The sequence below is a fragment of the Vibrio sp. MEBiC08052 genome (assembly GCF_001506075.1).
GTDB lineage: Bacteria > Pseudomonadota > Gammaproteobacteria > Enterobacterales > Vibrionaceae > Vibrio.
Genome location: NZ_KQ947475.1, coordinates 1,698,676 through 1,711,317 on the forward strand (window position 1 = coordinate 1,698,676; position 12,642 = coordinate 1,711,317).

The window sequence follows — 12,642 nt, forward strand, 5'->3', positions numbered from 1 at the left end:
AATGGAAACATTGAACGCAGCACAACCACATGAATCGCCCGTGGTTTCTCTGATAGGAATGAGTAAGAGTTACGACGGGAAAAAAATCATTGATAACTTTTCATTGCAAGTTAATCACGGTGAGTTTTTAACCATTCTCGGGCCATCCGGATGTGGTAAAACAACCATCCTGAGAATGGTTGCGGGATTTGAATCAGCCGATCAGGGCAATATTTTTCTCGACGGACAGGATGTCACAGCCATTCCGGCAGAACATCGTAATGTCAATACCGTGTTCCAAAGTTATGCCCTCTTCCCGCATATGACGGTCTTTGACAATGTAGCCTTTGGGTTGAGAATGCGAAAAGTGCCGGCAGCGGATATTCACACCAGAGTATTAGAGGTACTGAAAATGGTGCGATTAGACGATTATGCCGGACGCAAACCTCATCAGTTGTCCGGTGGACAGCAACAACGGGTTGCGATTGCCCGGGCCATGGTCAATAAACCGAAAGTGCTCTTGCTGGATGAGTCATTATCTGCACTAGACTATAAACTGCGTCAACAAATGCAGGTCGAACTCAAACAGCTTCAGCGCCAGTTGGGGATTACTTTCATTTTCGTCACCCATGATCAGGAAGAAGCGCTATCGATGTCAGATCGTATTATTGTCATGAGAGACGGTTATATTGAACAAGACGGCACACCGAAAGCAATTTATGAAGATCCGAAAAACCTTTTCGTCGCTCGCTTTATCGGTGAAATCAATGTCTTTGAAGCTGTGACGATCAAACGAGTTGATGACAAACGGATTCTCGTTTCAATCGAAGGGACGAATGCGATCATTGACTTCGATAAACCTGTGGTTGCCGGCCAGCGGCTTCAGGTTTTGTTACGCCCTGAAGATATTCGTCTCAAAGAAGTGAAAGAAACGGATAGCGAAGGGATTACCGGACATGTGATCGATCGAACCTACAAAGGGATGACGTTGGATTCAGTGGTTGAATTGTCGTCCGGTTTGCGCATCATGGTCAGTGAGTTTTTCAACGAAGATGACCCTGATGTCGATCACTCTCTCGGGCAAAAAGTTGTGCTCACTTGGGTTGAAAGTTGGGAGGTCGTTCTGGATGAAAATACCCCGAATTAGTTTGCGCCAAGCGATTATCTATTTGATTGTAAGCTGGTTGCTGCTCTTTGTTTTCATCCCTAACTTGATGGTGATCGGGACAAGCTTTCTCACTAGAGATGAGACCAATCTGATCAACTTCACACTCACGTGGGAAAACTATATCCGCCTGATCGACCCACTCTATATCAAAGTGCTGGCGCATTCATTTTATATGGCGGGAATCGCGACATTGCTCTGTCTGCTCATCGGTTACCCTTTTGCATTTGCAATTGCAAAAATGCCGGCGTCCCGTCGCCCTTTCCTGCTATTTCTAGTGATCGTGCCATTCTGGACCAACTCCTTGATTCGGACCTATGGTTTGAAAATCGTCATAGGAACCAATGGTATCTTGAATAAATCACTGCTTGCTTTAGGGCTGATTGATACCCCATTTCGAGTCATGTATACCGAAATTGCCGTCATGATCGGGCTTGTCTATATTTTACTCCCTTTTATGATTCTGCCGCTTTACTCGGCATTCGAAAAACTGGATTACGCTTATGTGGAAGCCGCACAAGATCTCGGTGCAAATAAGTTTCAGACGTTAATCAAAATTATCATTCCCCTCACAATGCCGGGAATAATCGGTGGCTGTTTATTAGTGCTATTACCCGCACTTGGCATGTTTTATATTTCTGATTTATTGGGCGGTGCGAAAAACCCGCTGATCGGTAATATTATTAAGAGCCAAATACTTAATGCGCGAGACTGGCCGGCAGGCGCAGCAACCAGCATCGCTCTTACACTCGTCATGGCGTTGTTACTTTATGTTTATTATAAGACAGGCCGGCTGTTAAACAGAAAAATGGAACTTTAAATCATGACAAAAATCTTTCGTTTTAGTTTGATGACGATCGTCTATAGTTTTCTGTACCTTCCGATTTTTGTCTTAATCGTCAATTCATTCAATGCCAATAAATTTGGCATGAGATGGGATGGTTTCTCCACCAAGTGGTATGACTCTCTCATCGAAAATGACAGTTTGATGCAGGCGGCATGGCACTCTTTAAATGTCGCGGTGTTTTCGGCAACAACGGCTACAATTATCGGTAGTTTGACCGCAGTCGCACTATTTCGTTATCGGTTTCGAGGCAAACCACTTGTCAACGGAATGTTGTTTGTCGTGATGATGTCCCCGGATATCGTGATGGCGATTTCTCTGTTGGCCCTTTTCCTTGTGATAGGCGTCCATCTCGGTTTTTTGACGTTATTCTTTTCCCATATTACATTTTGTCTGCCTTTTGTCGTCGTTGCCGTCTATACGCGTCTTAATGGTTTTGACGTCAAAATGCTGGAAGCTGCCCGGGATTTGGGGGCCAGTGAATGGGTGATTTTGTATCAAATCATTTTCCCGTTAGCTAAACCAGCCGTGGCCTCTGGTTGGCTGATTAGCTTTACTCTCTCACTGGATGATGTCATTATCAGCTCGTTTGTCACCGGGCCGAGCTACGAAATACTCCCTTTAAAAATTTACTCAATGGTGAAAGTCGGTATTTCTCCGGAAGTAAACGCGCTGGCTACAGTGATGTTACTGATATCATTTACACTGGTTGTTATTTCTCATTATATCGGGAGAGATAAGTTCCAACTTCATCAAAAATAAGATTGCCACAAAGATAAGGAAGGCTTCATTCTTTGAAATTTTAAGCAAACTTCATTTGCTATCATTAATTATTTTCAATTCCATAATTGCACAGATGAATTGCATCACTCCATCTGTGTGATTTAAATTTTCCATGGTTAACAGGGATCCATAGTAACGATGAAAAATAAATTTTTTGCAGGTATTTTGTCTACAGCCGCGTTATTTTCTGGCTACAGTATGGCAGATGATCAGACACTCTATTTTTATAACTGGTCTGAATATATTCCAAATGAAGTCCTTCAGGAGTTTACCAAAGAAACCGGGATTAAAGTGATCTATTCAACTTACGAATCGAATGAAACGATGTACGCAAAGTTGAAGACTCAGGGCTCAGGTTATGATTTAGTTGTGCCATCCACTTACTTTGTCTCGAAAATGCGCAAAGAAGGCATGTTGCAACCGATTGACAAATCTCTCCTATCTCACTTTGACGGACTGGATCCCAATTATCTGAATAAATCGTTTGATCCGAATAACAACTATTCAATCCCTTATATCTGGGGTGCGACAGGCATCGGAGTCAACACTGATATTATCAATAAATCAACGATCCATCGCTGGGATGATTTATGGGATCCTCAATGGAAAGGTCAGCTATTACTGATGGATGACGCACGCGAAGTTTTTCATATCGCATTATCAAAGCTGGGTTACTCACCGAATACTACCAATCCTGATGAGATTAAAGCAGCTTACGAAGCATTAAAATCGCTCGTTCCGAACGTACTGGTTTTCAACTCGGATTTTCCGGCAAATCCATATATTGCCGGTGAAGTTTCGCTGGGAATGTTATGGAATGGTTCTGCTTATATGGCACGGCAAGAAGGTGCACCCATTGATATCGTATGGCCGGAAAAAGGCACGATTTTCTGGATGGATAGTCTGGCAATCCCTTCTGGTGCCAAACATATTAAAGCTGCTCATAAAATGATTGATTTCCTGCTTCGTCCTGAAAATGCAGCTAAAATTGCGCTGGAAATCGGTTATCCGACCCCCGTTAAAACGGCCTATAAACTGTTGCCAAGCGAATTTGCCAATGATCCGAATATCTTCCCGCCTCAATCCGTGATGGACAGCGGTGTTTGGCAAGATGAAGTCGGTGATGCCAACCATTTGTACGAATCGTATTTCCAAAAACTGAAAGTCAGTAACTAATGATATTGTTGTCCGCGCAGGAACTGACAGTGTCCTTCCAATAAAAAAAGTGGCTTTGGCCACTTTTTTTATGCTTGATTAACTGCGATAAAACCGGACATCCCTTCAGCCAATGCCCTAATCAGACGCAAGCAACTCATCGACCAGTTTCGGCACCTCAATACTGGCCTTGCCATAACGCTTTTCGACAAATTCACTTTCAACGGCACTCGGCTCAAGATTAATTTCTATTGTATGGGCACCATGCATTTTTGCATCATGAACAAAACCAGCCGCAGGGTAAACCACTCCTGATGTGCCGATGGAAATAAATAAATCCGCTTGTTCAAGTGCAGTATAGATGTCCCCCATTCTCAACGGCATTTCACCAAACCACACAATATGAGGACGTAATTGAGACGGTATCTGACAGCAATGGCAAAGATCCCCCATATTCAAATCATCGGTTTGGTCAATCACTTGCTGTGATTCGCAGCAACGCGCTTTCAACAATTCGCCATGCATATGGATCACATTTTTACTGCCACCACGCTCATGCAAATTATCAATATTTTGTGTAATGACGGTAACCAGGCCATCGAGTTCAGCTTCAAGTTTACCTAAAGCGAGATGGGCTGGATTCGGTTGAATCGATGCAGAAAGAAGTTTCCGCCGCCGTTGATTATAAAAATTCTGGACCAGTTCCGGGTTACGTTCAAACCCTTCGGGAGTTGCAACATCTTCGATGCTATGATTTTCCCAAAGGCCATCCTGCGCCCTGAACGTTTGAATCCCTGATTCCGCGGAAATTCCGGCACCAGTGAGAACAACAATATTACGATATGGATAGTGCATGTCATATCCTTATGCTTTCATGTTTTGACCTTAATATACCTGATCTTTTTTACAGAAAAAAATAGACAATAGTATACCTTATCATCCGCCATCAATTGGCAAGACGCTGCGCTGGACTCAAAAACAACAACCCCACAGGCGATAATAACACCGGTGGGGTTGTGCAGGTTTCAGAAGATTGGCAAATATTTATAAAGCGCCACAAATGACCGAGGTGATTGCAGCCAACCCACAGATCACCGTAAAAATTTGTACCGGAACCGTGGTTCTGAACTTCTTCATCGCCCCGACGCGTCTCATGGCATAGACTGGCATAATAAACAAAATGGCAGCAATCATCGGTGCTCCCATAGTTTCAATCATACCTAAAATGCTCGGATTAATCATGGCAACGATCCATGTCGTCAATACGATGAAAATCAGAGAAGCTCTGTCAATTGATTTTACCGCCATGTTGCTGCGAGATTTAATCAGCCCGACCAATCCTTCATGTGCACCAAGAAAATGACCAAAATAGCTGGATGTGATCGCAGCAAACGCCACGATAGGTCCCAAATAAGAGATCAACGGTGAACCATGTTCATTCGCCAGATAAGACAACACGGAAATATTTTGTGCTTTGGCAATAGCGAGTTGTTCCGGAGAAAGAGATAAAACGACCGAAAACACAAAAAACATGACAAATGCCATCAACATAAATGCCGCGCCACCGGTAATCATATCTGTCTTTTGTGCAGCATCATCACTGTAAGTTAGCCGTTGTTCTTTGGTAAATTGACTAATAATCGGGCTGTGATTAAACGAAAAGACAATCAGTGGAATCGCCAACCAAATAATCATCGGCATTCCCGACCAATCCGGTTTGACTTCTATCATTGATGTATTCCAGTCCGGAATCAGATAAACCGATAGTGCGAGTAAGATCAACACCAGCGGATAAACCATCAGTGACGTTGCTTTCAGCATTAGGCTTTTACCAAATACCACCCCACCCGTCATCGTAAGAATTAATACGCCTGACAATAACCAGCGGGGAATCGATGGCAATGCAAGTTGATGTACTAAAAATGAATCCACCGTGTTGGTAATTCCCACACCATAAATTAACACGATTGGATAAATTGCGAAAAAATAAGCAAATGTAATCAGATTGGCTCCGGTTTTCCCAAAATGTTCTTCAACCGTATCCGTAATATCGGATTCCGGATGCTTAGCTGATAATACAAAACGCGCCAGACTTTTATGCGCAAACCATGTCATCGGGGCGGCAATCAGGGCAAGAATGACTAATGGCCAAAAACCACCGGCACCTGCTTTAATCGGCAGGAAAAGTACGCCAGCTCCGACTGCTGTTCCAAACAGAGAGAGGCACCATGTAAAATCTTTGTAAGTCCATTTACCAGATGAATATTTGTTATTTTGTACTAATATTGTTGTGTTCATGTTAAGTTTCTCATCATTGGTAAAATAATATACTAAAAATAAGTTTCAGTTATATTTGACCAGCAATGAGAAGTTTTGGGAATACAGAAGTGAATGAACTTGAAGAGAAGCTTAGTAAAAGTCAATCCGGGTCACGAATTTAACGTGCTATACATGATTATTTTTAATCATATGGATAAGAAAAAATGATGCGAAATGAGGTTGTTGACAAGATGTTGCTCAAATTAAGCCAATCGTCACATCTGCCAATATGCACGGGGATAAACCCCGTGCCTTGTCCGTTAGGGTTTATTCTTCATTAATAGTGGAAATTTTATGAATTGATAGATCAGCACCATTGAACTCATCTTCCTCAGAAAGCCTCAAGCCTGTGATTTTCTGAAGTGAACCATAAACAATCAACGCGCCAAATAGCGCCACGAGAATGCCCGCGATGGTTCCCAGCAACTGAGAAGCAAAGCTCACTCCACCGATACCCCCGAGTGACTGCTGACCAAAAATACCTGCGGCAATACCGCCCCAAGCACCACATAGACCATGTAGTGGCCAAACCCCTAATACATCATCAATATGGGTTTTATTTTGTAGCCAAGTAAAGACCCAAACAAACAGGACACCCGCGATCCCCCCCGTTATCAATGCACCAAGGGGATGCATCAGATCCGAACCGGCACACACTGCGACTAAACCAGCCAAAGGTCCGTTATGAATAAATCCGGGGTCATTTTTTCCGACAATAAAGGCAGCCAGAATCCCACCGACCATTGCCATGAGGGAATTCATCGCAACAAGACCGCTAATCCCATTGAGCGTTTGCGCAGACATCACATTAAAACCAAACCATCCCACACTGAGGATCCAAGCACCTAAAGCAAGAAATGGAATATTTGATGGCGCGAAGTTGGTGTGTTTTCCTGCCCTAATTCGCCCTTTCCTCATCCCCAAAAAGATCACGGCAACCAGTGCAATCCATCCGCCTACGGCGTGAACGACGACCGAACCGGCAAAGTCATGGAAAGGATGGCCGAACTGAGTCTCAAGCCAGTTTTGGAATTGGAAGTTTCCATTCCAGATCGTCCCTTCGAAAAATGGATAAATCACACCAACCGTAAAAAAGGTTGCGATCATGATGGGATGAAAACGTGCTCTCTCAGCGATGCCACCAGAAACAATCGCAGGAATCGCAGCCGCAAAAGTCAGCAGAAAGAAAAATTTAACCAATGCATAACCATTACCGGCAGCAAGGACTTCGGCACTCGAGAAAAAAGTCGTATGGTATGCAATCCAGTAACCGATGAAAAAATAGGCGATGGTTGAGACGCCGAAATCAACCAGTATTTTGACCAAAGCATTGACCTGATTTTTCTTCCGGACTGTACCAACCTCCAGAAAAGCAAAGCCAGCGTGCATCAGAAAAACCATGATCGCACCCAGCAATAAAAACAATGTATCTGAACTCTGAGTCAGGGTCTGGACTGCCCCCTGAACTTGACTTAAGTTGTGCTCCATTCGCGTTCTCTCCATTAATTCAACTGCACCGGGTATCCCTAAAAGAATTATTTCTCTCATGAACTGCCCTAACTTAGTGCCAATAAAAATGAAAAATCCCCATTTTGGGGAAAATAATAGTTTGCAGCGAGTAAAGCAGTATTTGTGCCAAGTTATACAACAGAGATAAACGCGCAACGAATTAATAGTAACTAATTGAATTATAAATACTATCTTATTTATTCAACATCGTTAAACATTGTAACAACATAAAGGAGTGCACCAATATTGATTTTATGCATCAATATTGGGCACCCCATTTAGTGAAACAATTCTCGATATCAGCGCTAGCGCTTATCAATATAGGACGCAATCCATGCCCTGACTTCATTTGGCATCCTATTCGACAGAACCAAATATTCTTGATCCATAAATTGTCGAGCTGTTCGAGGAGATGCCGTCAACATTCGAATTTCTCTTTGAGGGGTTGTGTTTAATATCGCATAAAGTTTGGGCTCTCTGGATTTTAAGTTATTTCGGTAGTCTTTTTTTTCACGACGGTGAAGTTGTAACAGACCAAGATTTTCCGAGGCAGGATCAGGAATCAATTCAAACCCAACTAACTGCTTTTGTATTATGATCCATGCTCCGGCTGTGATCTGATGTTCAATAAACTGACATTCAATTAGCCATGTAATTTCTGACTTTGTAGATTTTGTTAAATATGACATTTTCTTCGCTCTTATTCTTTAATAACAGGCATTAAATATTCGGTTATCCCAATTTTTATTTATTACAATATTTTGTATGGAAACTATCGTAATGCCAATATAAAAAATAAGGTTTAATATCCGAATATCAGGATAGAATAGCGTATCAATAAATAATCAGATGTCTCATTTTTTAGAGAAGAGTGAAGTATTGGTGGGGTTTTTTATTGTAAAAAAGGTAACATGACTCATTTTAGTGATCTTAATCAGACTCTGATTGCCATTCTTTATATTTCCTATCCAGTGTTTTTCTTGAAATACCGAGCTGCCGAGCCGCAGCTGATTTATTACCATCATAAAAATCAACCACCTTCTGTATATGGGACCTCTCTATTTCTCGAAGACTCCAATCACTAGGATAACCACGCACCAGCGTTTGTGATTTTGAGGGGTGAAATTCAGGAATTTCACTGTGGTGAGAAACGGTAATCATCACTTTAGATGCATGTTGTGATGTCTGCATCATATATTCATGCCAATAATCATTAGGGGATTTATTTATAATCAAGCATCGTTCAATTAGATTAATAACTTCTCTTATATTACCTGGCCAACTATATTTACCTTGATAAAAATCGTATTCATTTAACCATGTTGGTATGGGCAGTGATAATTGCTTACAAAGGCGTCGGGTTAAATAAGGGAATAATTCTCTTAAATCACCCAATCTATCCCGCAATGGTGAAACATTCATTTTCAATACCGATAAGCGCTCATATAATTCTCTGCAAAATTCATTTTCTCTAACAATATTGAGCATCTCTTTCGTACTTGTGGATATTAAACGGACATCAATTAAATACGATGAACTTCCCCCTTGTGACTGAACAGTTCGCCCTTCAAGTAACTGAACCAAAATATGTTGAAAATCGGCAGAGATATTTTCAATGCCATCTAAAAATAACGTCCCATGATTGGCAAGGCGTAATGAACCACCATGGTGGAACAGCCGTTCTATAACCAATGAGTCCGAATGTATATCCGCACAATTCACCACGACGAAAGGCCCGACTCTCCCACTCGCTTCATGGATAGCTCGTGCTGCCAACTCTTTACCCGTCCCGGCTTCGCCCTCGATCAAAACTGGTGCTTTTGATGGGGCATATTGCATGATCTGTTGCTTGAGATATTTCGTTCTCTCCGAATTTCCAACAATGATTGTCTGATGATACTTATCTAATGTCTGTGTCAGCACTGTATATTTTTGGGTTTCAGTCAATCGTTGCAAGGCACATTTAACAGCCTGCTGAATTTGATGCTCGTTTAATGGGGGCAATAGGTAATAGCGTCCTTGCATGAGGTCTGACTTGAGTTCATTTTCACTCAACAACAGTAATATTTCGCCTTCAAAACATGACGCGATTTGAGTTACTTCATGGGGTTGACACACATTGACATCCAGAATGATCAGGTCATAGAGTGCCAATAACTTACTATCATCCTGTAGATTACTGATCGTATCTAATCCGGAAACCAAACCAGATAAAGCCCGGACAAACTGCACTTGAACTTCTGGCTGCCGGCTAATAATCAATACAGAAAAAGTCAGGAATTGTCGTTCGGTCAGGAATTTCACAAGTATGATTCTCAGTTAGATGATCAACTCTTTTCGGACAAAGAAATCTATTATTCGGTATATCATACGGAATATCATACGGAATATTGTCGCCCACCTTGACATTATTGTCATCATTTCGCCTAACGATTCATCAAATCCATGTCATTTCTTCAATTGTTTCGTGATCTTATTTCAAAAGTAGCCAAAGTGCACATCACCAACCAGACAGCGGCATTATCGTTAAACCAGCTTGCTGTTAACAAGATTGTAGTTGAGATAAATTATGATTGAGATAAAGTGGCAGCCTGTCTCGGTATGAAGTAAATACAATATGCTTGAAGAACATCAAATTACTTGGGTGATTCTTGCCGGAGGTCAATCTTCGCGAATGGGTGGTCATGATAAAGGACTGTTAGTTTATCAGGGACAGCCATTAATCCAGCGGGTGATTGACGCGCTGCAACCTCAGGTCTCCTCTCTTTGGATCTGTGCCAATCGTAATCAAGCGGCTTACCGGCAATACGCCCCCGTCATTGAAGATCTCTATCCGGATTACCCCGGCCCTCTGGCAGGACTACACAGTGCCTTAAAACATGCTAAAACGGAATGGGTTGGCATTCTTCCCTGTGATGGCCCTCAAGTCAGCCACGATTTGGCTCAGCGTTTCTGTCAGGCAAGCGAGAGTGGCGGAAAGGTCTATGTCGCTCATGACGGTGAAAAATATCAGCCGGTTTATGCCCTCGCTCACCGTTCTGTTCTCGCTCAGCTTGAACACTTTCTAGAACAAGGCGAGCGAAAAGTGATGCGCTTTTTTGACCAAGTCGGAGCCCGTCCCGTTGATTGTCACGATATTCAGGCGATGTTCATGAATGTGAATACTCCAGAACAACTGTTAAATCCGAAAGATCAACAGCTGGCCTGATCCCGAAACAACCTGCTGAGGTAGATCATTCACATGACCAGTCTTTCAGACAAACTGCCCAATATCCCGGTGCTCGGCTTTGCGGCTTTTTCCGGAACCGGAAAAACAACCTTGCTTGAATCCTTGATTCCTGTATTTATTGCACGCGGTATCCGCGTGGGAGTTTATAAACATTCACATCATGTCATCGAACAAGATAAACCCGGAAAAGATAGTTTTCGGCTGCGTAAAGCGGGAGCATTTCAAACCTTACTTTCGACACCGGAGCGAACGATTCTGACCACCGAATTTTCCGCGACATCTCCAGAGACATCAACATCTCCCGATTTTTATCATTTACTACAACAGTTTGACACAGAGCGTCTGGATTTAATTCTGGTTGAAGGATGTAAGGAACAGTGTTTCCCCAAAATAGAGTTACACCGTCACCAAACCAACAAGCCGTGGCTCTATCCTGATGATCCGGATATTATTGCAGTCGCAACGGATCGCGTTATTTCTTGCCCGCTGCCTTGTCTAGATCTGAATGATGTCGCTCAGATTGCTGAATTTGTGATGCAATATGTACAGGATTTTTTGTCTCATACGAAATGAACGGCATCACCGCCTGAATGAATCAGACTGCTGCACCACAATAGAACAATACCGACATTGTCGTATTCAAGGTTGAAGATTCAAAAATGCAGCGCCCCGGACACCTCCGGTTGCACCATATTTTGCTTTTCTGATTTCCGGACATTGTGCGATGGGCAACAAATAGCGCGGAATCCGCTGCGGCAGCTCTTGATAGAGCCGTTCAAAATTTGATAATCCTCCACCAAGAACAACTGTATGCGGATCATGGGCGGTAAATAAATTCCCGAGACATATCGCCAGAAGTTCGATGAAAAAATCAACAAAGGCACTCGCTGTCATATCACCTGCGTAAAAATTCTCAATGATCTCGACGGCTGGTTTGAATTGACCGTGCCGGTGTTGATACAACCCCTCAAATCCGCGACCAGAAATATAGCTCTCCAGACACCCCTGCTGACCACATCCACATTGGAATAAAGGCGGATTGTCTCCTAACCAAAACCATGCATCAATTGGTATCCGCATATGTCCAACTTCTCCTGCGACATGATTTCTGCCGGAAAAGACTTCACCACGATAGACAAGCCCACCACCAAATCCAGTCCCTAAAATGAGCCCCATCACCGAAGGACAGTCCCGCAGCGAATCATCCCATGCTTCAGACAAGATGAAACAATTCGCATCGTTTTCTAACCGGACGGGCCGTTGCAGGCGTTTTTCCAAGTCCTGACGTAAACGACGGCCATTGATACCCGGAATGTTAACCGCCAACAGCGTGCCATCATCAACACGTTCTGTCCCGGGCAGCCCCAAACCGACTTGACCAACACAGCCCAAAATTTCATCATACTTTTCAACCTGTTTTGCGATCACCTCGATAAACCGGTCATAACACTGCAACGGCGTTAATAACCGTTCGGTTGCGACTCTGGTTAATGTCGTATCGAATGCACCAAACTCAATTTTCGTTCCACCGACGTCAAAGCCGTAATACATCTCGCAACCCCTCTATAAATACTATGATGGTCTTGGGTGGGCTCCCTGACTGGTGAATGCAGATGCATCCGCATCTCTGTTTTATATTGACAAGGCCCATAAAGATTT

The 12,642-nt window shown here is 43.0% G+C and carries 12 protein-coding genes; 6 read left to right on the forward strand and 6 right to left on the reverse strand.

Going from position 1 to position 12,642, the window contains the following annotated elements:
• Position 1 precedes the first annotated feature (1 nt).
• The 4 genes from potA (at position 2) to VRK_RS07465 (ending at position 3,947) form a co-directional block, all read left to right on the forward strand.
• Entirely contained in the window at positions 2-1,126 is a 1,125-nt protein-coding gene (gene potA / locus VRK_RS07450) for a spermidine/putrescine ABC transporter ATP-binding protein PotA (protein ID WP_059120784.1), read from the forward strand.
• Positions 1,107-1,964 carry a spermidine/putrescine ABC transporter permease PotB gene (gene potB / locus VRK_RS07455; protein ID WP_059120785.1) on the forward strand — a complete coding sequence of 286 codons (858 nt, stop codon included), beginning with the start codon at positions 1,107-1,109 and terminating at the stop codon, positions 1,962-1,964. Before potA ends, potB begins: the two co-directional genes overlap by 20 nt.
• A gap of 3 nt (positions 1,965-1,967) precedes the next feature.
• A complete protein-coding gene (gene potC / locus VRK_RS07460) occupies positions 1,968-2,750 on the forward strand; it encodes a spermidine/putrescine ABC transporter permease PotC (RefSeq protein ID WP_059120786.1) in 783 nt (260 codons plus the stop codon).
• A gap of 159 nt (positions 2,751-2,909) precedes the next feature.
• A complete protein-coding gene (locus VRK_RS07465) occupies positions 2,910-3,947 on the forward strand; it encodes an extracellular solute-binding protein (protein WP_059120787.1) in 1,038 nt (345 codons plus the stop codon).
• Between the two features lie 117 nt (positions 3,948-4,064).
• On the opposite strand, the gene cobB is transcribed toward VRK_RS07465, so the two are convergent.
• The 5 genes from cobB to VRK_RS07490 all read right to left on the reverse strand — a co-directional run bounded on the left by cobB (position 4,065) and on the right by VRK_RS07490 (position 10,058).
• A complete protein-coding gene (gene cobB / locus VRK_RS07470) occupies positions 4,065-4,781 on the reverse strand; it encodes a Sir2 family NAD+-dependent deacetylase (RefSeq protein WP_059120788.1) in 717 nt (238 codons plus the stop codon).
• Positions 4,782-4,970: 189 nt separating this feature from the next.
• Positions 4,971-6,224 carry an aromatic amino acid transport family protein gene (locus tag VRK_RS07475; protein ID WP_059120789.1) on the reverse strand — a complete coding sequence of 418 codons (1,254 nt, stop codon included), beginning with the start codon at positions 6,222-6,224 and terminating at the stop codon, positions 4,971-4,973.
• 288 nt (positions 6,225-6,512) lie between these two features.
• Complete coding sequence (locus VRK_RS07480) at positions 6,513-7,733, reverse strand: ammonium transporter (RefSeq protein ID WP_059120790.1); 1,221 nt, start codon at positions 7,731-7,733, stop codon at positions 6,513-6,515.
• 326 nt (positions 7,734-8,059) lie between these two features.
• On the reverse strand, positions 8,060-8,443 hold the full coding sequence (locus VRK_RS07485; protein ID WP_059120791.1) for a DUF3305 domain-containing protein: 384 nt from the start codon (positions 8,441-8,443) through the stop codon (positions 8,060-8,062).
• Between the two features lie 241 nt (positions 8,444-8,684).
• Positions 8,685-10,058: a sigma-54-dependent transcriptional regulator gene (locus VRK_RS07490; RefSeq protein WP_059120792.1), complete on the reverse strand. Its 1,374-nt coding sequence runs from the start codon at positions 10,056-10,058 to the stop codon at positions 8,685-8,687.
• Positions 10,059-10,371: 313 nt separating this feature from the next.
• Here VRK_RS07490 and mobA point away from each other — a divergent pair, with 313 nt between their 5' ends.
• A complete protein-coding gene (gene mobA, locus VRK_RS07495; RefSeq protein WP_059120793.1) occupies positions 10,372-10,962 on the forward strand; it encodes a molybdenum cofactor guanylyltransferase MobA in 591 nt (196 codons plus the stop codon).
• Positions 10,963-10,995: 33 nt separating this feature from the next.
• Positions 10,996-11,556, forward strand: a complete 561-nt coding sequence (gene mobB / locus VRK_RS07500; protein WP_059120794.1) for a molybdopterin-guanine dinucleotide biosynthesis protein B — start codon at positions 10,996-10,998, stop codon at positions 11,554-11,556.
• Between the two features lie 66 nt (positions 11,557-11,622).
• Here mobB and nagK read toward each other — a convergent pair whose 3' ends face one another.
• Complete coding sequence (nagK, locus tag VRK_RS07505; RefSeq protein ID WP_059120795.1) at positions 11,623-12,534, reverse strand: N-acetylglucosamine kinase; 912 nt, start codon at positions 12,532-12,534, stop codon at positions 11,623-11,625.
• Between the last annotated feature and the right edge of the window lie 108 nt (positions 12,535-12,642).

What these genes read in the sequence shown, in the direction of transcription:
- potB (WP_059120785.1), top strand. Translation starts at nt 1,107, where the DNA reads ATGAAAATACCCCGAATTAGTTTGCGCCAAGCGATTATCTATTTGATT.
- VRK_RS07485 (WP_059120791.1), bottom strand. Translation starts at nt 8,443, where the DNA reads ATGTCATATTTAACAAAATCTACAAAGTCAGAAATTACATGGCTAATT.
- VRK_RS07475 (WP_059120789.1), bottom strand. Translation starts at nt 6,224, where the DNA reads ATGAACACAACAATATTAGTACAAAATAACAAATATTCATCTGGTAAA.
- VRK_RS07465 (WP_059120787.1), top strand. Translation starts at nt 2,910, where the DNA reads ATGAAAAATAAATTTTTTGCAGGTATTTTGTCTACAGCCGCGTTATTT.
- potA (WP_059120784.1), top strand. Translation starts at nt 2, where the DNA reads ATGGAAACATTGAACGCAGCACAACCACATGAATCGCCCGTGGTTTCT.
- potC (WP_059120786.1), top strand. Translation starts at nt 1,968, where the DNA reads ATGACAAAAATCTTTCGTTTTAGTTTGATGACGATCGTCTATAGTTTT.
- mobA (WP_059120793.1), top strand. Translation starts at nt 10,372, where the DNA reads ATGCTTGAAGAACATCAAATTACTTGGGTGATTCTTGCCGGAGGTCAA.
- cobB (WP_059120788.1), bottom strand. Translation starts at nt 4,781, where the DNA reads ATGCACTATCCATATCGTAATATTGTTGTTCTCACTGGTGCCGGAATT.
- mobB (WP_059120794.1), top strand. Translation starts at nt 10,996, where the DNA reads ATGACCAGTCTTTCAGACAAACTGCCCAATATCCCGGTGCTCGGCTTT.
- VRK_RS07480 (WP_059120790.1), bottom strand. Translation starts at nt 7,733, where the DNA reads ATGGAGCACAACTTAAGTCAAGTTCAGGGGGCAGTCCAGACCCTGACT.
- nagK (WP_059120795.1), bottom strand. Translation starts at nt 12,534, where the DNA reads ATGTATTACGGCTTTGACGTCGGTGGAACGAAAATTGAGTTTGGTGCA.